Below are 25,013 nucleotides of genomic sequence, written 5' to 3'. Positions count from 1 at the left end.
TCGGGAGTGAGACAAGTAAAACCAAGCTGGTCGCAATGCGGCGCAGATGAGTGAAACTCATTTGGGTTGTATGGTTAAGCGACTAAGCGTATACGGTGGATGCCTTGGCAGTCAGAGGCGATGAAGGACGTAGTAACTTGCGAAAAGCGTTGGCGAGCTAGTAACAAGCATTTGAGCTAACGATGTCCGAATGGGGGAACCCAGCAGCATAAGCTGTTATCTGCACATGAATACATAGTGTGTAGAGGCGAACGAGGGGAACTGAAACATCTAAGTACCCTTAGGAAAAGAAATCAACCGAGATTCCCCTAGTAGCGGCGAGCGAACGGGGATTAGCCCTTAAGTCTATGGGGTGTTAGTGGAATGAGTTGGAAAGCTCAGCGGCACAGGGTGATAGCCCCGTACATGAAAACTAACCATAGATGAAAACGAGTAAGGCGGGACACGTGACATCCTGTTTGAATATGGGGGGACCATCCTCCAAGGCTAAATACTCCTGACTGACCGATAGTGAACCAGTACCGTGAGGGAAAGGCGAAAAGAACCCCTGTGAGGGGAGTGAAATAGAACCTGAAACCGTATACGTACAAGCAGTGGGAGCGGTTCTTGAGACCGTGACTGCGTACCTTTTGTATAATGGGTCAGCGACTTACATTTTGTAGCGAGGTTAAGCGAATAGCGGAGCCGTAGGGAAACCGAGTGTTAACTGCGCGTTTAGTTGCAAGGTGTAGACCCGAAACCGAGTGATCTAGCCATGGGCAGGTTGAAGGTTGAGTAACATCAACTGGAGGACCGAACCGACTAATGTTGAAAAATTAGCGGATGACTTGTGGCTGGGGGTGAAAGGCCAATCAAACTCGGAGATATCTGGTTCTCCTCGAAAGCTATTTAGGTAGCGCCTCGAGCGAATACCACTGGGGGTAGAGCACTGTTAAGGCTAGGGGGTCATCCCGACTTACCAACCCTTTGCAAACTCCGAATACCAGTGAGTACTACTCGGGAGACAGACGGCGGGTGCTAACGTCCGTCGTCAAAAGGGAAACAACCCAGACCGTCAGCTAAGGTCCCAAAGTACTAGCTAAGTGGGAAACGATGTGGGAAGGCTTAGACAGCTAGGATGTTGGCTTAGAAGCAGCCATCATTTAAAGAAAGCGTAATAGCTCACTAGTCGAGTCGGCCTGCGCGGAAGATGTAACGGGGCTAAGCTAGTCACCGAAGCTACGGGTGCGGTCCATTAGGACTGCGCGGTAGAGGAGCGTTCTGTAAGCCGTTGAAGGTGAAGGGGTAACCCACGCTGGAGGTATCAGAAGTGCGAATGCTGACATGAGTAACGATAAAGGGGGTGAAAAACCCCCTCGCCGGAAGACCAAGGGTTCCTGTCCAACGTTAATCGGGGCAGGGTGAGTCGACCCCTAAGGTGAGGCCGAAAGGCGTAATCGATGGGAAACAGATTAATATTTCTGTACTTCCGCTAACTGCGATGGAGAGACGGAGAAGGCTAGGCTAGCGCGGCGTTGGTAGTCCGCGTTTAAGGTGGTAGGTTGATTTCTTAGGCAAATCCGGGGAATCGCACTTTAGTGTGCAGACTGAGAGCTGATGACGAGGTCCTAAGGGACTGAAGTAGTTGATGCCATGCTTCCAGGAAAATCTTCTAAGCTTCAGGTTAGTGGGAATCGTACCCCAAACCGACACAGGTGGTCGGGTAGAGAATACCAAGGCGCTTGAGAGAACTCGGCTGAAGGAACTAGGCAAAATGGTACCGTAACTTCGGGAGAAGGTACGCTCCTGTTGGTGATGAGACTTGCTCTCTAAGCTGACGGGAGTCGCAGATACCAGGTGGCTGCAACTGTTTATCAAAAACACAGCACTGTGCAAACTCGCAAGAGGAAGTATACGGTGTGACGCCTGCCCGGTGCCGGAAGGTTAATTGATTGGGTTATCGCAAGAGAAGCTCATGATCGAAGCCCCGGTAAACGGCGGCCGTAACTATAACGGTCCTAAGGTAGCGAAATTCCTTGTCGGGTAAGTTCCGACCTGCACGAATGGCGTAATGATGGCCACGCTGTCTCCAGCCGAGACTCAGTGAAGTTGAAATTGCGGTGAAGATGCCGTATACCCGCGGCTAGACGGAAAGACCCCGTGAACCTTTACTATAGCTTGGCACTGAACATTGAACCTACATGTGTAGGATAGGTGGGAGACTATGAAGTTGTGACGCTAGTCATGATGGAGTCGTCCTTGAAATACCACCCTTGTAGTTTTGATGTTCTAACCGCGGCCCCTTATCGGGGTTCGGGACAGTGCCTGGTGGGTAGTTTGACTGGGGCGGTCTCCTCCCAAAGAGTAACGGAGGAGCACGAAGGTTGGCTAAGTACGGTCGGACATCGTACGGTTAGTGCAATGGCATAAGCCAGCTTAACTGCGAGACATACACGTCGAGCAGGTACGAAAGTAGGTCATAGTGATCCGGTGGTTCTGAATGGAAGGGCCATCGCTCAACGGATAAAAGGTACTCCGGGGATAACAGGCTGATACCGCCCAAGAGTTCATATCGACGGCGGTGTTTGGCACCTCGATGTCGGCTCATCACATCCTGGGGCTGAAGTCGGTCCCAAGGGTATGGCTGTTCGCCATTTAAAGTGGTACGCGAGCTGGGTTCAGAACGTCGTGAGACAGTTCGGTCCCTATCTGCCGTGGGCGTTGGATGATTGAAGGGAGCTGCTCCTAGTACGAGAGGACCGGAGTGGACGAACCGCTGGTGTTCGGGTTGTCATGCCAATGGCATTGCCCGGTAGCTACGTTCGGAATCGATAACCGCTGAAAGCATCTAAGCGGGAAGCGAGCCCTGAGATGAGTCATCCCTAGGAATTTAATTCCTCTAAAGAGCCGTTCGAGACTAGGACGTTGATAGGCATGGTGTGTAAGCGTTGTGAGGCGTTGAGCTAACATGTACTAATGACTCGAGAGGCTTAACCATACAACCCAGATGGGTTTTATATGGCCTTAGACGAATAGTGACACTTAATAAAGTTAAAGACTCAAAGCAAATCAGCTTTCCGAATTATTAATTAACAGGTTAATTACGCAGGTAATTGTTAGGCTGACAAAGCCGTGACGAGCGAGGCGCGGAGTGTACGTTAGTACATGAGCACAGTAGCGAGGAGACAATGCCGTCAGACGGACAATTAACCAGTAAGAATTTGCTTGGTGACAATAGCCTTGTGGAACCACCTGATCCCATCCCGAACTCAGCAGTGAAACGCAAACGCGCCGATGGTAGTGTGGGGTCTCCCCATGTGAGAGTAGGTCATCGCCAAGCGCCTAATTTAGGTTAATGTGTAAACGTTAACTTAAAGGAGCGGTAGTTCAGTTGGTTAGAATACCGGCCTGTCACGCCGGGGGTCGCGGGTTCGAGTCCCGTCCGCTCCGCCAACATAAAGACAAAAGCCTCATCGAAAGATGAGGCTTTTTTCGTTTTAGTAAATTGTCATTATCTATCAAAAAACGCCGCTTAGAATCATCTATTTGCGACGTCAACAGTTCTCTATTCTTTCAAAAATTAACGTAAAACTCGTTGGAAAAATGCCACAGCTTGCAGGTACATTTGCAGTGCTAACGCGGCATCGTAGCGTTCGCCTTCATCACGCATAAAAGCGTGCTGTGCATTGACTTCAAGCCAAGTGACATTACGGTTTAATGCCATTAATCGTTGATGAATCAACACTCGACCTTCTGCGGATACATGGGGGTCTTGTTTGCCAAACACCAGTACCAATTCCCCTTGAATATCGCCGCTGCGGCTCAGAGAATCATTACCATAAGCACAGGGTAGGGTATTCGAATGGATGTCAGTTGGATAGAGGCAAAATGCGCCGAGTATAGTGGGATTTAATGCGGCGCGGTAAGCTAAGTGCCCGCCGATACAAACGCCCATACTGCCAATTTTGCCGGTGCAATAGGTTTGTTGAAGAGCAAAGTCTACCAGTGCTTGAGTGTCACTATCATGATGCTCTAAAGGCTTAGTAAATTTATCGGCGTTACCTTTATCTTTACCTGACTCATCGTAGGCTAGCACTGTACCTATGGGATTGAGTTCGTGGAATACTTCGGGGACTAACACTACAAAACCGTGGCTAGCGAGAATATTAGCCGCGCGCGCGATAGGTGCCGTTTGCTGAAATATTTCAGAATAAAAGATTATGCTTGGAAATTGTCCCTGTGCTTCTGGGCGGTAGATATAAGTGCGCATTGGCCCTGAGGGCGTAACAATATCTTGAGTTTCCTGGATCACTAACATATTAAGGTCCACTATATGAGGCTTCAAAGGTGAAGCCTCACTTTAGCAGTCAGAATTTTATCTGTCAGTTAAAACAGTTCGTTACCTGATAGTTCCCCTGCAGATAATGCTTTTATGTTGCTTAAGGTCGTTTTGGCAATGGCGCTTAGAGCTTCTTCAGTAAGGAAAGCCTGATGACCCGTAAAAATCACGTTATGGCAGGCTGATAAACGGCGAAATACATCATCTTGAATGATTTCATTCGATTTATCTTCAAAAAATAGGCCTTTTTCGTTTTCATATACGTCTAAGCCAAGTGAACCAATTTGGCCTATCTTTAACGCTTCCATTGCATCAAACGCATTTAGCAGGCCACCACGGCTAGTGTTAATCACCATCACACCGGGTTTCATTTTGGCGAAACTGGCTTTATTGAGTAGATGATGGTTATCAGCCGTGAGTGGGCAATGTAGGCTGATAATGTCGCTGTTAGCATAAATCGCGTCAAGATCCTGATACTCCACATTGAGCGCTAACACTTCTGGATTAACGTAAGGATCTGCTGCGACGACTTTGCAGCCAAAGCCAAGTAGCACTTTAATCGTCGCCACACCTATTTTACCAGTACCGATCACTCCGACTGTTTTGCCAAACATATTAAAGCCGACTAAACCCTCAAGAGAGAAGTTGGCATCGCGGGTGCGTTGATAAGCTTTATGAATTTTGCGATTGAGTGTCAACATTAAGGCGACTGTGTGTTCAGCAACAGACTCAGGGGAATAGGCTGGTACGTTAACGACTTGCATGCCCAAACGTTTAGCGGCGACTAAATCAACATTGTTGAAGCCCGCACAACGCATTGCGATCACTTTTGTGCCGCCCTTCGCCAGTTCAATGAGCACTTCTTCGCAGAGTGAGTCGTTGACAAAAGCGCAGATAATTTCAAACCCTTCAGCAAGCTTCACGGTTTGCATGCAAAGACGATAATCAAAATACTCAATTTGTGCGCCAAAGGCGGTATTAGTACGGTCAAAATACTGTATGTCGTAATGCTTTGCGCTAAAAAATCCAATTCTCATTTCAATCTCCCACCGAATTTGCTGATATTGTTATCTGCTAAAGAGTGTAAGTGACTTAAGGCTCTTTGTCCTAAGCCTTAGAAAACCTACCATTAAAAGAGTGAGCTTTATCATCAAATTTTTAAATGGTTATAAAAAAGCGAGCCAAGATGGCTCGCTTTGAATGATGATACCTAGCTTTACGCTTTTTAATTTACAACTTTTGGCTAGTGATCCTTGGCAAATTTAGCCGCTTCAGCACCGGCAATACGGCCGTAAGTGACGATGTCGGATACTGCGTTACCACCTAGGCGATTAGCACCGTGAACGCCTCCGGTTACTTCACCCGCGGCATAGAGACCTTGGATGGGTTTACCCGTTTTTTCACTCTTCACTTCGGCTTTAGTATCAATTACAACACCACCCATAGTGTGGTGAACAGCGGGTGCAATTTCTAATGCGTAGAAAGGCCCTACATTAAGTTCACGCGGTAAATCAGGACGTTCAAATTGAGTATCTTTACCAGACTTTACAAAACCGTTATATGCAGCGATAGTTTTTGCTAGTTCAGCAGCAGGAACATTAAGGTGTTTAGCCAACTCTTCAACGGTTTTACCTTCTTTAACGATGTTTAGGTGCACATAACCTTCAATCGCCTTTAAGCTCTTGCGGATGGAGTCATCAAATACTAGATACGCACTTTCGCCTTTTTGTTGCAAAATGGCCGCAGAAGCTTTGTCACGAGTAGTAATCTCGTTCATAAAGCGGTTACCTTCACGGTTAACTACAATAGCACCGTTACCACGAACCGCTTCGGTGATCATTACGCCACCCGCTGGTGAATAGGTTGGGTGAGCTTGAATGAACTCTAAATCACGAGTTGCCGCGCCAGCTTGCTGAGCTACGTCTAAGCCATCACCGGTTGCACCTGGGTGGTTAGTGGCTTTAAAGCCTTTTAGCTTAGGATCGTATTTAGCTACGCGATCGTTATTTTTGGCAAAACCACCGGCAGCAATGACAACGGCATCGGCTTTGATGACGTAATAGCCAGTGTATTCGCCTTTGACTAGTACACCAGTCACATTACCTTTAGCATCTTCAATAATGCGAACAACACGGCTATTTAAACGGATATCAGTACCGCGTTTAACGGCGTTGTCCCATAGGACTTGTGCCACATGTGCACCGACACCAGCGCCACCCGTTGGACGGTGACTGCGGTTAACACTAGCGCCACCCATACGGCCAACGTCAGTCATATCGGCACCCATAGAGGTTAGCCAATCGATAGAGTCAGAAGAGTTATTCGCGAGGACCTTAACCAGCTCAGGATCGTTGATGTTACGGCCACCTTTCATGGTGTCGTCGATCATGATTTGCTTTTTGTCTTTAATATTTAACTTAGCTTGCGCCTTGGTTTCGGCAGCGTTCATACCACCTGCGGCAAGTTTAGTATTACCGCCAGGAACTGGTTCTTTTTCTAACAGGATAACTTTAGCGCCAGCATCACGGGCTGATACCGCTGCGGCAAGACCTGCACCACCTGAACCAATAACGACCACATCAGTGGTTTCTTTTACGCCCGCAGCAATGGCTTTATCTTGTGCTGCCTTGTCGGCATCAACAGGGACAAACTTACGTTCCCATTTGCCGCCGTAAGGCATGTTGAAGTCAAAACTATGGCAAGCATCGCAATAGGTGACTGATTTTTCGTGACCTTTATGGCAACTGGTACAAGCAATTTCGCCTATAAGGTGAGATTTATGTGGTGATACTTTATCTTTAGGTGCGGCGGCGGCCAGTTCTTTTAAATCGCCGTGACAGCTAATGCACTGAGCATTTTCATGGCTAAGATTGTCATCGCTGACGCCACCTTTGTCTGAAACATGGCAGCTATCGCAACTGCCCATTTCAGCGTGAATTTGCTGTTGCACGTGTTTCATAAAGTGTTTTCATAGTATTGACCTTCTAAGGTTAAGTATTAATTTAAGTTGCACGCAACTCAATTGCGGTAAACTATAATTCGATCTTTGGTGTGAATGCAAGTATATTGTGCGCAATATAGTTAATGTGTCGGATCTTCCTATGGCAACAACTCAACCCAATACCTGCGTTAATTCTGTCGATATAGCTAAAAATGTTAGTGCAGATGATGCCTTATGCCTTGAAAATCAAGTATGTTTTTCACTTTATAGCGCTGCGAATGCGATGGTGCGAGTTTATCGCCCTCTGTTAGATAAATTAGATTTAACCTATCCGCAGTATTTGGTCATGTTAGTGCTGTGGGAAGAGCAGGGGATTAGTGTTAAAACCTTAGGCGATAAACTTTTTCTCGATTCAGGCACGTTAACGCCATTGCTAAAACGATTAGAGGTAAAAGGATTTGTGACGCGTGGCCGCAGTGAACAGGATGAACGGGTGAGAGTGCTCGCCTTAACATCAGCAGGAATTGCCCTCAAAACACAGGCAAGTGAAATCCCCCATTTAATGCGTTGTAAAGTCGGCGGCGAGGCGAGTGAGTTACAAGCTTTAAAGGCCATGTGCGATCAAGCACTTAAAAAATTACATGCCAGTATTGATTAAACTCTTATGTCGATATTTGATCTAAGATTAACTTATTGACATATTAACGCTTATTAGCTGTTCGACTGAGATTGATTGATTGATTGAGTTCAGTAGGTCGGTCGTCTATGGAACATTAGCGAGAGTGAGTTATGGCTTGTTTCGATATAGCGATTATTGGCGGAGGGATTAGTGGTGTCGGCATTGCCCAATATGCGGCTGCGGCGGGCTATTCCACGTTGTTGGTCGAAAAAGGCGACATAGGCGGCCAAACGTCGGCCAATTCCAGCAAACTTATCCACGGCGGTTTGCGTTACTTAGAAACGGGTCAAATTAATTTAGTCCGTAAATCTTTACTTGAACGACGCCATTTGCTCAATCTGGCGCCAACTCTTGTTAAGGCTGTACCGTTTTATATTCCTGTATATGACAACAGTCAGCGTAGCCCTTTGACTATACGCGCTGGGCTGAGTTTATATGCGCTGCTAAGCCAGTTTGATCCCTTAGGACAATTTGTATCATTACCCGCCGTACATTGGCACCGTTTAACCGGGCTAAAACTCACAGGGTTAAAAGCGGTATTTCAATATTGGGATGCACAGACCGACGATAAATTATTAACACAAGCCGTCGCACGTAGCGCACAAGCGCTTGGCGCTGAGGTTTATGCAGAGGCTGAGTTGGTAGCATTAACGCATAGACACGAGAACTGCGAGCTGAGTTTTAGCCATAGAGGCGAGATCTGCAAAGCCGAAGCTAAATTAGTAATTAATGCAGCTGGGCCTTGGGTGAATGCGGTTTTGAGTAAAGTGTTACCTCCGCTAGCGGGTGTCGAACTCGATTGGGTGCAAGGCTCGCATGTGCTACTGGATATACCCGCCCCCAATGGCATTTTGTACTTAGAGTCTTGTTTTGATCAGCGAGTCATTTTTGTGATGCCTTGGTATGGTCAAACCTTGGTTGGCACCACCGAAACTGAGTTAGCTTCTTTGGATACACCGCCCAAGGCAACGGTGTCTGAGATTAATTATTTACTGGGGATTTATAAGCATTATTTTCCACTAGCGCCAGAGTTAGATGCCCTTAAAGCCAAAATAACCCAAACCTTTTGTGGTATTCGAGTTTTGCCTAAGCAAAATAGCCAAGCCTTTGAACGGCCGCGAGATACCCTGATGCAGACATCGATTTCCCATCCGCGAATACTCAGTTTGTATGGCGGGAAGTTAACCACTTTTCGCAGCACCTCGGCAGAAGTGCTTGAATGGATTGAAAAGGCGATTGGTAAGCGAGTATCGATTGCCGATGTGAATAAACTCACCTTATCTTGAATACGTCATAAATTGTGTGCTTGATGCGGATTTGAGTGCGCTTCAAGGTGATTTTTATCCGTAAAACCGCTACAGTGTGGCGCTTTTTACTGATACCTAGGATTTTTTGTGAGTGCTGCCACCGTGAACACTGTCATTGTTAATACCGTCAAACAATGTGATTATTTTAATCAAGGCCAGTGTCTTTCTTGCCGACATATTCAATTGCCTATGGCGCAGCAAGTGGCGGCTAAAAGCCAAATATTACAGCAATTACTCACACCTTTTATTCCCGCAAATTCGGCAGAACTTTTTCTACCTCCCATCACTGGCGATGACAGCGGCTTTCGTAATAAAGCCAAAATGGTCGTGCTCGGTGCCGCCCATGAACCCGTGTTAGGGATTATTAGCCCAAGTGGTGAGGCTGTTAATCTTTGCGACTGCCTGTTATATCCCACTGATATGCAAACGTTATTACACCGCTTAACCCGCTTTGTGCAGCAGGCAGGCATTCCTCCTTACCGCGTCGATAAAGCTAAGGGCGAACTTAAATTTATTCTGCTCACCCGAAGCCAAGTGCGCGGCGAGTATTTGCTACGTTTTGTTTTACGCTCTACCAATGGTATCGAACGTATCGAACGTGAATTGCCAACATTACTTGCGGAATATCCGCAGATCAAAGTGGTGTCAGTCAATATCCAACCCGTTCATATGGCAATCCTTGAGGGCGATGAGGAGATTTTCTTAACTGAGAATACTAGGCTTGAAGAGCGTTTTAATCATGTGCCTTTGTTTATTCGGCCTAAAAGTTTTTTCCAGACCAATCCGCAGGTTGCGGCTCAGTTATATCAAACAGCCCGTGAATGGGTTGCCGAGTTCTCCCCTGTCTCATTATGGGATTTGTTCTGTGGTGTGGGCGGTTTCGGACTGCACTGCGCATCGAAAGATATCAAGTTGACCGGAATTGAAATCGAAGCCGAGGCGATTGCCTGCGCACAAATGTCTGCGCAAATGATGGGGCTTGAAAATGTGCAATTTATGGCGCTTGATTCCACCGACTTTGCCAAGGGCAAAAGTGCTGCCGATAAGCCCGATTTGATTATCGTCAACCCACCGCGGCGTGGTATTGGTGAGGCGCTGTGTCAGTCCTTAAGCGAGTTTTCCCCTAAAGCGATTCTCTATTCCAGCTGTAACCCTAAAACCTTAGCTAAAGATCTCGAGCACATTAAAGGTTATCACTTAACCAAAGTGCAGTTATTTGATTTATTCCCGCATACGGAACATTTTGAAGTGTTAGCCATGTTAGTAAAAAATTGATGTTTTATTGCTTCTCTATTTTAAGCTAACTTATTGTGCCGGTTTATTTTATTAATCTTTTCGTTCCAGTTAATCATCTTAAGGGCTCTGCCGTGTGGAGCCTCTTGCCTTACGTTTATCAGCATTGCTCGCGTGATACTTCATCATAATGTCTTTTTAGTGACATAATCTTCAGTACTTTAAGCATTGATGGACGGCATTTTATGCTACAGATTTTCCTACGTTTTTTTACCTTGGGCTTGATGAGTTTTGGCGGGCCTGCGGCGCACATTGGTTATTTTCGGCATACTTTTGTTAATGAGCTAGGTTGGCTTGACGATAAGCGTTATGCCAGTTTGGTCGCCTTAAGCCAATTTATACCCGGACCAGGCTCGAGCCAAGTGGGCTTTGCCATTGGTTACCACAGAGGCGGGCTTGCTGGCGCGTTGGCAGCCTTTATAGGATTTACTTTACCTTCCTTTGTGTTGATGTATTTACTGGCAGTAACGACGGCCGCATGGCTCGCTAACCATTACGTTCAAGGAATGATTTACGGGCTTAAATTGATGGCAGTCGTTGTGGTTGCCGATGCTGTTCTGGCAATGTTTACACAGTTTTGCCAACGTCAATCTGCACGTTTATTAATGTTAGTCAGTGCTGCAGCAATGTTGATGGCGCCATTTATGTGGACACAAATGGCGCTATTACTCGTTGCTGCGACTGTGGGTATTTATACATTGAGCGCGATGCAAGATGATGTGACTCCACTTGCGCCGATTCGATTGAACTATGTCTATCTACTGCTGTTTTTAGTGTTACTCATTGGTAGCTTTTTTACCGTGCAGCTTGGGCCTGAGGCATCGATATTTGGTGAGTTTTACCGTGTGGGGAGTTTAGTATTTGGCGGCGGTCATGTTGTACTGCCGCTGTTAGAAACGGCGGTAGTCGATACCTTAAGTGGCGATCGTTTTCTAACGGGTTATGCCTTTGCCCAAGCTGTACCTGGGCCTATGTTTACCTTTGCCAGCTTTTTAGGCGCTGAGATGTTGCTCGATAGCCCATTGAAGGGCGCTGCGATTGCGACCGCTGCCATTTTTTTACCGGGTTTTTTATTGATGCTGGTGGCCCTAAAAAGCTGGCACGCCATTGCGGCAAGACCCAAAATTGCTGGCGCTATCGCGGGAGTCAACGCTTGTGTTGTGGGGTTACTCATCGCGGCGCTCTATCAACCGGTTTTTTCCCAAGCGGTATTTTCAGCTAAGGATATGGCTTTAGTGCTACTCGGTTTTGGCGTCTTAAAGTTATTTAGACCATCAATGCTATTACTGGTCGTTGGTTTTAGTCTGAGCGGAATGTTGCTGCATTCACTTTGATTCTTTATTAATTTTTTTGAATAAAGCTAATAATTTGTTAACTAAATAGCATCAGTATTTATTCATTTTAGCTATACTCAAAAAATAAATATAAGCAGTATCCCTTTGGAGTATCTAGGTATGTCGGACTTTAGTTTACGCAATAAATTATTAATGTTAGCGCTATTTCCATTAATCTTGGCACTATTGGTGTTGATGTCGGTATCTTATTATATCGAGGAAGATGCGCTTACTAATACAGTCGGCACCTTTAGAACCAAGCTTGTTGATGAGCGTAAACAACAAATCAAAGAAGCCACTGAAATAGCCGCTGGAATTGTCAGTTATCAACTGTCGTTAAAAGAACGGGGCGATGTAAATCAAGCGTTAAGGGATATACGTTTTGGCAGTGCCGGTTACTTTTTTATTTATGACTCTCAAGGAAAAAATATTTTTCATGCCACGATGCCCAATCTTGAGGGGCAAAATAAGATGGATATGACTCTGGCGCCAACTCTTGTTAAGGCTGTACCGTTTTATATTCCTGTATATGACAACAGTCAGCGTAGCCCTTTGACTATACGCGCTGGGCTGAGTTTATATGCGCTGCTAAGCCAGTTTGATCCCTTAGGACAATTTGTATCATTACCCGCCGTACATTGGCACCGTTTAACCGGGCTAAAACTCACAGGGTTAAAAGCGGTATTTCAATATTGGGATGCACAGACCGACGATAAATTATTAACACAAGCCGTCGCACGTAGCGCACAAGCGCTTGGCGCTGAGGTTTATGCAGAGGCTGAGTTGGTAGCATTAACGCATAGACACGAGAACTGCGAGCTGAGTTTTAGCCATAGAGGCGAGATCTGCAAAGCCGAAGCTAAATTAGTAATTAATGCAGCTGGGCCTTGGGTGAATGCGGTTTTGAGTAAAGTGTTACCTCCGCTAGCGGGTGTCGAACTCGATTGGGTGCAAGGCTCGCATGTGCTACTGGATATACCCGCCCCCAATGGCATTTTGTACTTAGAGTCTTGTTTTGATCAGCGAGTCATTTTTGTGATGCCTTGGTATGGTCAAACCTTGGTTGGCACCACCGAAACTGAGTTAGCTTCTTTGGATACACCGCCCAAGGCAACGGTGTCTGAGATTAATTATTTACTGGGGATTTATAAGCATTATTTTCCACTAGCGCCAGAGTTAGATGCCCTTAAAGCCAAAATAACCCAAACCTTTTGTGGTATTCGAGTTTTGCCTAAGCAAAATAGCCAAGCCTTTGAACGGCCGCGAGATACCCTGATGCAGACATCGATTTCCCATCCGCGAATACTCAGTTTGTATGGCGGGAAGTTAACCACTTTTCGCAGCACCTCGGCAGAAGTGCTTGAATGGATTGAAAAGGCGATTGGTAAGCGAGTATCGATTGCCGATGTGAATAAACTCACCTTATCTTGAATACGTCATAAATTGTGTGCTTGATGCGGATTTGAGTGCGCTTCAAGGTGATTTTTATCCGTAAAACCGCTACAGTGTGGCGCTTTTTACTGATACCTAGGATTTTTTGTGAGTGCTGCCACCGTGAACACTGTCATTGTTAATACCGTCAAACAATGTGATTATTTTAATCAAGGCCAGTGTCTTTCTTGCCGACATATTCAATTGCCTATGGCGCAGCAAGTGGCGGCTAAAAGCCAAATATTACAGCAATTACTCACACCTTTTATTCCCGCAAATTCGGCAGAACTTTTTCTACCTCCCATCACTGGCGATGACAGCGGCTTTCGTAATAAAGCCAAAATGGTCGTGCTCGGTGCCGCCCATGAACCCGTGTTAGGGATTATTAGCCCAAGTGGTGAGGCTGTTAATCTTTGCGACTGCCTGTTATATCCCACTGATATGCAAACGTTATTACACCGCTTAACCCGCTTTGTGCAGCAGGCAGGCATTCCTCCTTACCGCGTCGATAAAGCTAAGGGCGAACTTAAATTTATTCTGCTCACCCGAAGCCAAGTGCGCGGCGAGTATTTGCTACGTTTTGTTTTACGCTCTACCAATGGTATCGAACGTATCGAACGTGAATTGCCAACATTACTTGCGGAATATCCGCAGATCAAAGTGGTGTCAGTCAATATCCAACCCGTTCATATGGCAATCCTTGAGGGCGATGAGGAGATTTTCTTAACTGAGAATACTAGGCTTGAAGAGCGTTTTAATCATGTGCCTTTGTTTATTCGGCCTAAAAGTTTTTTCCAGACCAATCCGCAGGTTGCGGCTCAGTTATATCAAACAGCCCGTGAATGGGTTGCCGAGTTCTCCCCTGTCTCATTATGGGATTTGTTCTGTGGTGTGGGCGGTTTCGGACTGCACTGCGCATCGAAAGATATCAAGTTGACCGGAATTGAAATCGAAGCCGAGGCGATTGCCTGCGCACAAATGTCTGCGCAAATGATGGGGCTTGAAAATGTGCAATTTATGGCGCTTGATTCCACCGACTTTGCCAAGGGCAAAAGTGCTGCCGATAAGCCCGATTTGATTATCGTCAACCCACCGCGGCGTGGTATTGGTGAGGCGCTGTGTCAGTCCTTAAGCGAGTTTTCCCCTAAAGCGATTCTCTATTCCAGCTGTAACCCTAAAACCTTAGCTAAAGATCTCGAGCACATTAAAGGTTATCACTTAACCAAAGTGCAGTTATTTGATTTATTCCCGCATACGGAACATTTTGAAGTGTTAGCCATGTTAGTAAAAAATTGATGTTTTATTGCTTCTCTATTTTAAGCTAACTTATTGTGCCGGTTTATTTTATTAATCTTTTCGTTCCAGTTAATCATCTTAAGGGCTCTGCCGTGTGGAGCCTCTTGCCTTACGTTTATCAGCATTGCTCGCGTGATACTTCATCATAATGTCTTTTTAGTGACATAATCTTCAGTACTTTAAGCATTGATGGACGGCATTTTATGCTACAGATTTTCCTACGTTTTTTTACCTTGGGCTTGATGAGTTTTGGCGGGCCTGCGGCGCACATTGGTTATTTTCGGCATACTTTTGTTAATGAGCTAGGTTGGCTTGACGATAAGCGTTATGCCAGTTTGGTCGCCTTAAGCCAATTTATACCCGGACCAGGCTCGAGCCAAGTGGGCTTTGCCATTGGTTACCACAGAGGCGGGCTTGCTGGCGCGTTGGCAGCCTTTATAGGATTTACTTTACCTTCCTTTGTGTTGATGTATTTACTGGCAGTAACGACGGCCGCATGGCTCGCTAACCATTACGTTCAAGGAATGATTTACGGGCTTAAATTGATGGCAGTCGTTGTGGTTGCCGATGCTGTTCTGGCAATGTTTACACAGTTTTGCCAACGTCAATCTGCACGTTTATTAATGTTAGTCAGTGCTGCAGCAATGTTGATGGCGCCATTTATGTGGACACAAATGGCGCTATTACTCGTTGCTGCGACTGTGGGTATTTATACATTGAGCGCGATGCAAGATGATGTGACTCCACTTGCGCCGATTCGATTGAACTATGTCTATCTACTGCTGTTTTTAGTGTTACTCATTGGTAGCTTTTTTACCGTGCAGCTTGGGCCTGAGGCATCGATATTTGGTGAGTTTTACCGTGTGGGGAGTTTAGTATTTGGCGGCGGTCATGTTGTACTGCCGCTGTTAGAAACGGCGGTAGTCGATACCTTAAGTGGCGATCGTTTTCTAACGGGTTATGCCTTTGCCCAAGCTGTACCTGGGCCTATGTTTACCTTTGCCAGCTTTTTAGGCGCTGAGATGTTGCTCGATAGCCCATTGAAGGGCGCTGCGATTGCGACCGCTGCCATTTTTTTACCGGGTTTTTTATTGATGCTGGTGGCCCTAAAAAGCTGGCACGCCATTGCGGCAAGACCCAAAATTGCTGGCGCTATCGCGGGAGTCAACGCTTGTGTTGTGGGGTTACTCATCGCGGCGCTCTATCAACCGGTTTTTTCCCAAGCGGTATTTTCAGCTAAGGATATGGCTTTAGTGCTACTCGGTTTTGGCGTCTTAAAGTTATTTAGACCATCAATGCTATTACTGGTCGTTGGTTTTAGTCTGAGCGGAATGTTGCTGCATTCACTTTGATTCTTTATTAATTTTTTTGAATAAAGCTAATAATTTGTTAACTAAATAGCATCAGTATTTATTCATTTTAGCTATACTCAAAAAATAAATATAAGCAGTATCCCTTTGGAGTATCTAGGTATGTCGGACTTTAGTTTACGCAATAAATTATTAATGTTAGCGCTATTTCCATTAATCTTGGCACTATTGGTGTTGATGTCGGTATCTTATTATATCGAGGAAGATGCGCTTACTAATACAGTCGGCACCTTTAGAACCAAGCTTGTTGATGAGCGTAAACAACAAATCAAAGAAGCCACTGAAATAGCCGCTGGAATTGTCAGTTATCAACTGTCGTTAAAAGAACGGGGCGATGTAAATCAAGCGTTAAGGGATATACGTTTTGGCAGTGCCGGTTACTTTTTTATTTATGACTCTCAAGGAAAAAATATTTTTCATGCCACGATGCCCAATCTTGAGGGGCAAAATAAGATGGATATGACCGATCCTCGCGGCACTAAAATTATTGTTGGCTTGCTGGACGCCGCGAAACGTGGTGATGGTAGTTTTTCCTATTACTATCAAAAACCCAATACCAATGAGCAGATTGAGAAAATTAGTTACGTGATGATGGTGCCAAGTACCGAATGGATGTTAGGTACAGGAGCTTACATTGATGATATTGAGGCGGTCGTTGAGGATTATCGAGCGACAGCTGCAGCAGACATGGCTGATAAATCCTTTACCATTTTAGTCATCGCATTATTACTGACCGTGATCACAGGCTTTATTATCGTGATAGCGGCTCATCGTATGGTGTCACCAATTAAGAATATGGCCGATAACTTAAATGATATCGCAAAGGGAGAGGGAGACTTAACCAAGCGACTTAGCGTAAAAGGCGAGGATGAAATTGCGCAGTTAGGGAAATCCTTTAATCTTTTTGTGGATAAACTCCAAACGATTATTGGTGATGTAGCGGGGGCAACATCACGCGTTAAAGATGCCGCTAATGCGATTCACAACCAAACGAAAGTGATGTCAAGTCAGTTGGTGAGCCATAACAATGAAACTGACCAAGTGGTGACTGCGATTACTGAAATGTCGTCCACAGCTAACGAGGTGGCTAAAAATACCACCCAAGTGGCCGAAGCAACCCAAGCTGCTACGGGTGACGTGGCGAATGCCCAGCGCTGTGTTGATGCTTCGCTAGAGGAGATTGCTTCGTTAATGTCGCAAATCAATAATGCGGCGGGTAGCATTCAATCTTTGAGTGAGCAATCGCAAAAGATCAACAGTGTGTTGTCAGTGATAGGCGGTATTGCTGAGCAGACCAACCTCTTGGCGTTAAACGCTGCTATCGAAGCCGCTCGCGCTGGCGAACAAGGCCGCGGTTTTGCTGTGGTGGCCGATGAGGTGCGTAACTTAGCTAGTCGCACTCAAGCCAGTACTTTGGAAATCAACGAAATGTTGTCGGCGTTACATCAGTTAGTGACGCAAGCCGTTAAAGCGATGGAGGAAAGCCAACAAAGCTGTGTTCGTTCGGTTGATTCTTCTCGCACCATTTCAGAAAGTTTAGGCTCAGTAACATCTGCCGTGACGGCGATTAATGATATGAGTACCCAGATTGCGGCTGCGGCGACAGAGCAAAGCTCAGTGACGGAAGAAATTAACCGCAACGTGTATGCAATTCAAGAGATTGTGAATGAGCTGCTTCATTCAAGCGAAGATGCCGCTAGAGTGAGCTTGACAGTCTCAGAGGAAGGTATTCATTTAGGTAAGCTGGTGGGGCAGTTTAAGATTTAACCTAGAATCAATCTTAACCAATAACGGGAGGCTTTATGTCTCCCGTTTTTATTTGGTTTTTCAATAGTCATTTATCAGTAGCTTCCATGCTGCCGTTTTAATGGTTAGTCGGTGTTGAATTTGGGAGTGAGTATTTATTCTACTGAAAGTCTAATTTGCACTGCAAAGTTGCAGATCCTAAACCGCGTTAGCTCTGCCTAATAAACTCGCGTTAATATTGAATATGAGTTTTGGATAGGAATTAGCATCCAGTTTATTCACCTTAATATCAGGGTTAAGTTGATTCAACCCTTTTGGTTCGCTAATGTGGCTTAATGCTTAGAAATAATCAGTGTTATCCCATTTTATGAACAGTGCCCCACTAGGTTTACCCGCTGTGTTAGGTTAAAATGTGCGGTTATAAATACTGTTAATCATCGCCTCTTTTAGCGGAAGATCAATTAAAGCGGCCAAATAAAGAAAGTTGAAAATTCATGTTTGAAGTTAATCCCGTAAAATTCAAAATTAAGGAGCTTGCCGAGCGCACGCAGCTTCTTAGGGGGTATCTTTGACTACGATGCCAAAAGTGAGCGTCTAGAAGAAGTGACCCGTGAGCTTGAAAGTTCAGAAGTATGGAATGACCCTGAGCGCGCCCAAGCCTTAGGCAAAGAACGCGCCGGTTTAGAAGCTGTAGTTAAAACTATCGACGATATGGACTCAGGTCTTGAAGATGTTGAAGGCTTACTTGAGCTTGCTATTGAAGAGGAAGACGAAGATACCTTCAATGAAACCAGTAAAGAGCTGGATTATCTCGAAAGTCGCCTTGCTGATCTTGAGTTCCGCCGTATGTTCTCCGGCCCGCAAGATGCGTCAAACTGTTATTTAGATATTCAGTCTGGCAGTGGCGGTACAGAAGCCCAAGATTGGGCCAACATGGTACTGCGTATGTATCTACGTTGGGGCGATGCCCATGGTTTTAGCCCTGAATTAATGGAAGTCACCGATGGTGATGTCGCTGGTATTAAAGGCGCGACCATTAAATTCACTGGCGAATATGCTTTTGGTTGGTTACGCACCGAAACAGGCGTACACCGTTTAGTGCGCAAATCGCCATTTGACTCATCGGGTCGTCGTCATACCTCATTTTGCTCAGTATTTGTTTATCCAGAAATCGATGACGATATCACCATTGATATCAATCCATCGGATCTACGGATTGATACTTACCGCGCATCTGGCGCGGGTGGTCAGCACGTTAACAAAACGGAATCAGCCATTCGTATTACTCACTTACCGACAAACACCGTCGTGCAGTGTCAAAACGACCGTTCTCAGCATAAAAACAAAGACGCTGCGATGAAACAGTTGAAAGCCAAGCTGTTTGAGTTAGAAATGCATAAGCAAAATGCGGATAAGCAAGCTGCTGAAGATGCAAAGTCTGATATCGGTTGGGGTAGCCAAATTCGCTCTTATGTATTAGACGATGCCCGTATTAAAGACTTACGTACAGGCGTTGAGACCCGTAACACGCAGGCGGTGCTCGATGGTGATCTGGACAAGTTTATCGAAGCCAGTTTGAAATCTGGGCTGTAATTAATTCAAGCTATAGACGAGAAATTAAGATGACTGAACAAGTAATAGACGAGAACAAACTGATCGCCGAGCGCCGTGCCAAGCTAGATAGCATTCGCCCAAACTGCAGTGCTAATGCACATCCTAATACGTTCCGTCGCACTCATAAAGCGGCTGAACTGCAAGAGTTGTATGGCCATAAGACGAAAGAAGAACTTGAAGCCTTAGGTTTTAAGACCAGCATTGCTGGCCGTATCATGGCCAAACGTGGTCCTTTTTTAGTGATCCAAGACGTATCTGGCCGTATTCAAGCTTATGCTGAAAAGAGTGTACAGGGCGATTTGAAAGAGCGTTACCAAGGTCTAGATATCGGCGATATTATCGGCGTGACGGGTCAGTTGCATTTATCTGGTAAAGGCGATTTATACGTCAACATGGAACAGTACGAGCTACTGACCAAGGCACTGCGTCCATTGCCTGCAGATTATTATGGTCTTGCCGATCAAGAAATGCGTTACCGTCAGCGTTACGTTGATTTGATTGTTAACGAAGATTCGCGCAATGCCTTTATTATGCGTTCTAAAGTGGTTTCTGCAATCCGTAACTTCATGATCAAAAAAGAGTTCATGGAAGTTGAAACCCCTATGATGCACGTGATCCCAGGTGGTGCTTCGGCCCGTCCTTTTGTCACTCATCATAATGCTTTAGATATGCCAATGTATTTGCGTATCGCGCCAGAATTGTATTTAAAGCGTTTAGTCGTTGGTGGTTTTGAGCGAGTGTTCGAAATCAATCGTAACTTCCGTAACGAAGGTCTATCGCCACGCCATAATCCTGAATTCACTATGATGGAATTCTATATGGCTTACGCTGATTACAATGATTTAATGGACTTAACCGAAGAAATGCTCAGCTCAATTGCGATTGAATTGCTCGGCAGTGCGCAAATGCCATATGGTGAGCACACGGTTGATTTTGGCGGTCCATACGCGCGTTTAAGCATGTTAGAAGCGATTCAGAAATACAATCCTGATAACGCTACTATCCAAGCTATGACCTATGAACAAGTTAAAGATGTTGAGTTCATGCGCGATTTGGCAAAAAGCTTAGGCATGAAAATTGAAAAATTCTGGACTTGTGGTCAGTTGCTTGAAGAAATCTTCGGTGAAACAGCTGAAGGGCAATTAATGCAGCCTACCTTTATCACTGGCTACCCAGCAGATATTTCACCACTGGCACGTCGTAACGATGACAACCATTTCATCACCGACCGTTTTGAGTTTTTCATCGGTGGCCGCGAAGTGGCTAACGGCTTTAGCGAGCTGAACGATGCTGAAGATCAAGATAAACGCTTTAAAGCGCAGGTTGATGCGAAAGATGCTGGCGACGATGAAGCTATGTTCTACGATGCAGATTACATCACTGCACTGGAACACGGTTTGCCACCAACGGCAGGTCAAGGTATTGGTATCGACCGTTTAGTGATGTTGTTCACTAACACTCATACTATCCGTGACGTGATCCTATTCCCTGCTATGCGCCCACAGGCGTAATACTGTCAATAGCCCATGATAGCGCTCGCTGTGTGGGTTTATTTACACTATAACGAATGGATTATTGCTCTCCACTATTACAGATATGAATACGATAAAAACCAGCCAACGGCTGGTTTTTGTTTTTTACACATTAATGCTGAGTGACCTCGGTGAGTATGGCGGAAGATATGTCACGATAAAGTATTGCGATTTAGCTACACCGATTAAAAATCGTTTGCGCCAATGCAGAATACTAACAGTTGAAGAGTTCACAATAATAGAAAATACCTAGATACAGTTCGATACATTTTTAAATATTTTTTAGAAAAATAGTACTGCTGTGGCGGTTTTAAATAATCTACTCGACCTTAGTCTAGTGCTCAGTCGCTTGACCTAGATAGCTAACTCAATGAAACTCTACGTCATATGACCTTCTAAAACATGGATAATAAAAAAATGTTGATTTTCTTTATTTGTATTGCACTTCTCGTGCTTGCATACAAGTTTTATAGCCCCTTTGTCGAGCGACAAGCGGGTATAGACCCTAAAGCTAAAACCCCACAAGAAAAATTTCAGGACGGCGTCGATTACGTGCCAGTTCATCCTGCAAAAGCGTTTTTAATCCAGTTTCTTAATATCGCGGGTATAGGTCCCATTTTTGGCCCTATTTTGGGAGCACTATATGGCCCCATCGCTTTAGTGTGGATTGTACTGGGTAATATTATCGGCGGTGCAGTACACGATTACTTTTCTGGTGTGCTGAGTATTAAAGAAGATGGTAAAAGCTTGCCTGAAATTGCAGGCCATTATTTTAATATCTACTTTAAAGGCGTAATGTTGTTATTCACCGCTATGCTGTTGTTTTTTGTGGGCGTTGTTTTCATCATGAGCCCAGCAGGATTACTCAGTAATCTCGACTTTTTTAAAGATACTATTTTTAGCAATAATACCTTTTGGGTGTTAGTCATTTTAGCTTATTACTTTTTTGCTACTATGCTGCCAATTGATAAAATTATCACTAAATTGTATCCCGCGTTCGGTTTACTGATGATCGTTATGACCACATCAATTGCGGTCGCATTATTAATGAATGCACCTCAGTTGCCAGAAATTGGCGATATATTTGCTTATTTTGATCACAGCCATTACAACAACGATTTACTCGCACCAAACCCTGATGGTCTGCCAGTATGGCCGCTACTATTTGTAACCATTACGTGTGGTGCAATTAGTGGTTTCCACTCAACTCAAGCGCCTATTATGGCCCGTTGTTTAACCAACGAGAAGTATGTTCGCCCTGTGTATTATGGCGCTATGGTCGCTGAAGGTGTGGTGGCGTGTGTATGGGCGATTGCTGGTATTGCTGCATTCCCTGGTGGCTACATTGAACTTAAAGCCGTACTTGCACAAGGTGGTCCAGGATTAGTCGTTAATCAGGTTGCAACCTCATACCTTGGCGTGTTTGGTGGTGTGATGGCAATTCTTGCGGTGGCAGTATTCCCTATAACTTCGGGTGATACCGCATTTAGATCGCTACGATTAACCATCATTGATGCGTTCCACATTCCACAGAGTATGCGAAATCGCTTATTCGTAGCAGTACCAATTCTGGTAATTGCGTACTTTATGACTAAAATCGATTTCACATTGATTTGGCGTTACTTTGCCTTCTCAAATATGTTGTTGTCGACCAGTGTGTTGTGGTTAGCGACTAAATATTTATTTGATCGCGGTACTTTCCATTGGATTGTTAGTTTACCAGCGATTGGTGGCACCAGTGTGACAGTGTCTTATATTATGACGGCAGGTATTGGCTTAGGTTTACCACAATCTTGGAGTCAGCCAGTTGGTATTATTGTTGGCGTTGTCTGTTTAGTCGCATTAATTATTGCGCACAATAAGCGTAAACCTGTCGCAGAGGCTAAGTAGGCCTCAAGCGAATAGGTGAATGAGCTTATTTAATAATTGAGCTAAGTATAAATAAAGGCTGCATTTTGCAGCCTTTATTTTTTCCCATTGCTAGACCCAACAGCTTTTTAGTGCACCAGTTTGGATTGGCTTATCGTCATGTTGCAGATTTCAGCTAAAGAAAAGTAATAGGCCTACTCTGGCTGTGACAAGCTTTTAATGACGAGTGATGATCTTTGCGTATGGTAAGTTTTTGTGCTGAAAAAACGTTAAGTTTGTTAATTCTCTTTTCATAAATAAGTATCAATATTGAAAATAGCTAACATCACATATTCCATTCAATAGAAAGTATGTTAGATTCTGGCGAATTGCTGCCGATAGCTGTATTGTTACTGCTGTCATCAACAGTTCTCCATAGGGCTATCGCTGCAAATTAGTTAAACTTGCAGAGAAGTGTCAGGAAGTTACACCAATTCAGAGTCTGCTTATGCAACCCAACTTATTTCTCGAACAAAAAAATGTTTATCCGCAATCGATGATGACAGCATCGTCGATTGAAGCTCAATCCTCTAGTCGTCGCGGCCGTTTGCAGCGTATGGTTGGCAGCGTATTGTTAACCTGTAGTGTATTACTAAGTCTTTCAGCTTGCGCTGCGGGCAAACAAGCATCGCCAGAAGGTGAAGAGTTTAGTTATGCTTGGCTTAAAGGTTATGCCCGAACTATGGCATCACAACCCTATGAGAGCCATAAAGGCGAATTGCCTAAAAGCCTGCAAGGCATGAGCTGGGATGATTACCAACAATTTCATTTCAAGAAAAAAGCCGCCTTATGGCGTGATCAAGAATCTCAGTTTCGTGCTGAGCTATTTCACCTTGGGCTGTATTTTGACACGCCAATTCATATTTATGAGTTAAATGAAGGCAAGGCGAAACCCATCGACTATTCGCCTTCGATGTTTGATTACGGTAAGTCAAAGGTCAAAGGCAGTCAGTTACCTAAAGATCTTGGATTTGCGGGTTTCCGTATGCAATTCAATACCGATTGGGAGCGTGATGTTGTGGCTTTCCTCGGTGCTAGTTATTTCCGCGCTGTGGGCCAAGAGATGCAATATGGTCTATCTGCTCGAGGTTTAGCGGTAGATACGGCGATGCCTAAGCCAGAAGAGTTCCCCATGTTCACTGACTTTTGGTTAGAAAAACCTAAACCAGGGTCGAATATTACTACAGTATATGCCTTGTTAGATTCGCCGAGTGTTACAGGAGCTTATCGCTTTGATATCGAGCCAGGCGAACGTTTAAAAATGAAAGTTGATGTTGCTGTGTATCCACGCAAAGCCATCGAACGTTTAGGTGTGGCGCCACTGACCAGTATGTTTATGGTGGGTGAGAATGATCGCCGCACTGGCTATGATTGGCGTCCAGAAATTCATGATACTGATGGCTTAGCGATGCACACAGGTAACGGTGAATGGATTTGGCGTCCGTTAGGTAATCCAGAAAATCTGCGATTTAATGCATACAGTGATGAAAACCCAAAAGGTTTTGGTTTACTACAACGTGATCGTAACTTTGATCACTACCAAGACGACGGTGTTTTTTATGATAAACGCCCCAGTTTATGGATTGAGCCGACCAGTAGTTGGGGTAAAGGTTCTGTGCAGTTAGTTGAAATCCCTACGCTGGATGAAACCTTCGATAACATAGTGGCTTTCTGGAATCCGGCAGAGCCGATTTTACCAGGACAAGAACTGCTGTATAGCTACAACATGTATTGGGGCGGCATTCCACCAGTACAATCGCCCCGCGCTCGTGTTGTCGATACTTTCACTGGCATTGGTGGTGTTGTTGGTCAGAAACGAAAATACTACAGTAAACGTTTTGTGGTAGATTTTGCCGGTGGTACTTTACCTATGATAGGTAAAGACACCCAAGTTAAAGCTATGATTAGTACCTCTGCTGGCAAAGTAGAAATTGAATCAGCGCGCCCGCTGGCGTCTATCAATGGTTACCGCGCGATGTTTGACATAGTGCCGCCAGATGACAGCGTTGAGCCGATCAATTTACGAGTGTATTTAGAAGTTGATGGTCAGCCGTTGTCTGAGACATGGATGTATCAATGGAGTCCACCTGCTCAAAATGACCGTGAACTACATAACGCAGGTCATCTGCAATAAATAATAGATAAGTGAATAACCTAAAACGTCAGCTAACTTAGCTGACGTTTTTATTTTAATAATACACTTGGTGTTTAACGGTGCAAAGAGACGCTGTTTTGTTGCAAGTT

14 protein-coding genes, 1 tRNA gene, 2 rRNA genes and 1 pseudogene are annotated in these 25,013 nt (G+C 45.0%); 15 read left to right on the top strand and 3 right to left on the bottom strand.

Annotation, left to right across the window (positions count from 1 at the left end; all coding sequences use genetic code 11):
- Positions 1-72 precede the first annotated feature (72 nt).
- From C9I43_RS11975 to C9I43_RS11965, 3 genes are all read left to right on the top strand, one after another.
- A 23S ribosomal RNA gene (locus C9I43_RS11975) occupies positions 73-2,977 on the top strand.
- A gap of 226 nt (positions 2,978-3,203) precedes the next feature.
- A 5S ribosomal RNA gene (gene rrf / locus C9I43_RS11970) occupies positions 3,204-3,319 on the top strand.
- 36 nt (positions 3,320-3,355) lie between these two features.
- A tRNA-Asp gene (locus C9I43_RS11965) sits at positions 3,356-3,432 on the top strand.
- 127 nt (positions 3,433-3,559) lie between these two features.
- On the opposite strand, the gene C9I43_RS11960 is transcribed toward C9I43_RS11965, so the two are convergent.
- The 3 genes and pseudogenes from C9I43_RS11960 to fccA all read right to left on the bottom strand — a co-directional run.
- Positions 3,560-4,297, bottom strand: a complete 738-nt coding sequence (locus tag C9I43_RS11960) for a dienelactone hydrolase family protein (protein ID WP_107883594.1) — start codon at positions 4,295-4,297, stop codon at positions 3,560-3,562.
- Positions 4,298-4,365: 68 nt separating this feature from the next.
- Positions 4,366-5,355, bottom strand: a complete 990-nt coding sequence (locus C9I43_RS11955) for a 2-hydroxyacid dehydrogenase (protein WP_107883593.1) — start codon at positions 5,353-5,355, stop codon at positions 4,366-4,368.
- Positions 5,356-5,561: 206 nt separating this feature from the next.
- Positions 5,562-7,253: pseudogene (gene fccA, locus C9I43_RS11950) on the bottom strand (fumarate reductase flavoprotein subunit FccA); the annotation flags it as partial.
- A 166-nt stretch (positions 7,254-7,419) separates the two neighbouring features.
- Here fccA and ohrR point away from each other — a divergent pair.
- The 12 genes from ohrR to C9I43_RS11890 all read left to right on the top strand — a co-directional run bounded on the left by ohrR (position 7,420) and on the right by C9I43_RS11890 (position 24,903).
- Positions 7,420-7,917, top strand: coding sequence for a transcriptional regulator OhrR (ohrR, locus tag C9I43_RS11945; RefSeq protein ID WP_076496192.1), 498 nt, complete (start codon positions 7,420-7,422; stop codon positions 7,915-7,917).
- Positions 7,918-8,048: 131 nt separating this feature from the next.
- The gene (locus tag C9I43_RS11940; protein ID WP_107883592.1) at positions 8,049-9,224 is read left to right on the top strand and encodes a glycerol-3-phosphate dehydrogenase/oxidase; all 1,176 of its coding nucleotides are present in this window, start codon (positions 8,049-8,051) and stop codon (positions 9,222-9,224) included.
- A 123-nt stretch (positions 9,225-9,347) separates the two neighbouring features.
- Positions 9,348-10,520, top strand: coding sequence for a 23S rRNA (uracil(747)-C(5))-methyltransferase RlmC (rlmC, locus tag C9I43_RS11935; protein WP_107884144.1), 1,173 nt, complete (start codon positions 9,348-9,350; stop codon positions 10,518-10,520).
- A gap of 203 nt (positions 10,521-10,723) precedes the next feature.
- Positions 10,724-11,872: a chromate efflux transporter gene (gene chrA, locus C9I43_RS11930; protein WP_107883590.1), complete on the top strand. Its 1,149-nt coding sequence runs from the start codon at positions 10,724-10,726 to the stop codon at positions 11,870-11,872.
- A 120-nt stretch (positions 11,873-11,992) separates the two neighbouring features.
- Positions 11,993-13,303 carry an FAD-dependent oxidoreductase gene (locus C9I43_RS11925; RefSeq protein WP_107883591.1) on the top strand — a complete coding sequence of 437 codons (1,311 nt, stop codon included), beginning with the start codon at positions 11,993-11,995 and terminating at the stop codon, positions 13,301-13,303.
- Between the two features lie 123 nt (positions 13,304-13,426).
- Positions 13,427-14,599 (top strand): 23S rRNA (uracil(747)-C(5))-methyltransferase RlmC, encoded by a 1,173-nt coding sequence (rlmC, locus tag C9I43_RS11920; protein ID WP_107884144.1) that lies wholly within the window; start codon positions 13,427-13,429, stop codon positions 14,597-14,599.
- 203 nt (positions 14,600-14,802) lie between these two features.
- Positions 14,803-15,951, top strand: a complete 1,149-nt coding sequence (chrA, locus tag C9I43_RS11915; protein WP_107883590.1) for a chromate efflux transporter — start codon at positions 14,803-14,805, stop codon at positions 15,949-15,951.
- A gap of 120 nt (positions 15,952-16,071) precedes the next feature.
- Positions 16,072-17,736: a methyl-accepting chemotaxis protein gene (locus tag C9I43_RS11910; RefSeq protein ID WP_107883589.1), complete on the top strand. Its 1,665-nt coding sequence runs from the start codon at positions 16,072-16,074 to the stop codon at positions 17,734-17,736.
- A 473-nt stretch (positions 17,737-18,209) separates the two neighbouring features.
- Positions 18,210-19,308, top strand: a protein-coding gene (prfB, locus tag C9I43_RS11905; RefSeq protein WP_167368899.1) for a peptide chain release factor 2 whose coding sequence is annotated in 2 segments (ribosomal slippage) — positions 18,210-18,284 and positions 18,286-19,308 — 1,098 coding nt in all. Because the reading frame shifts where the segments join, the coding sequence is not laid out codon by codon here.
- A gap of 29 nt (positions 19,309-19,337) precedes the next feature.
- Positions 19,338-20,840 carry a lysine--tRNA ligase gene (lysS, locus tag C9I43_RS11900; RefSeq protein WP_107883587.1) on the top strand — a complete coding sequence of 501 codons (1,503 nt, stop codon included), beginning with the start codon at positions 19,338-19,340 and terminating at the stop codon, positions 20,838-20,840.
- Positions 20,841-21,278: 438 nt separating this feature from the next.
- A complete protein-coding gene (locus C9I43_RS11895; protein WP_076496714.1) occupies positions 21,279-22,751 on the top strand; it encodes a carbon starvation CstA family protein in 1,473 nt (490 codons plus the stop codon).
- A gap of 466 nt (positions 22,752-23,217) precedes the next feature.
- A complete protein-coding gene (locus tag C9I43_RS11890; RefSeq protein WP_181317879.1) occupies positions 23,218-24,903 on the top strand; it encodes an OpgD/OpgG family glucan biosynthesis protein in 1,686 nt (561 codons plus the stop codon).
- The last annotated feature ends 110 nt before the right edge of the window (positions 24,904-25,013 follow it).

Origin of the sequence: Shewanella morhuae, from assembly GCF_003028295.1 — a bacterium.
Lineage (GTDB): Bacteria > Pseudomonadota > Gammaproteobacteria > Enterobacterales > Shewanellaceae > Shewanella > Shewanella morhuae.
This window is presented reverse-complemented; position numbering and strand designations above follow the sequence as displayed.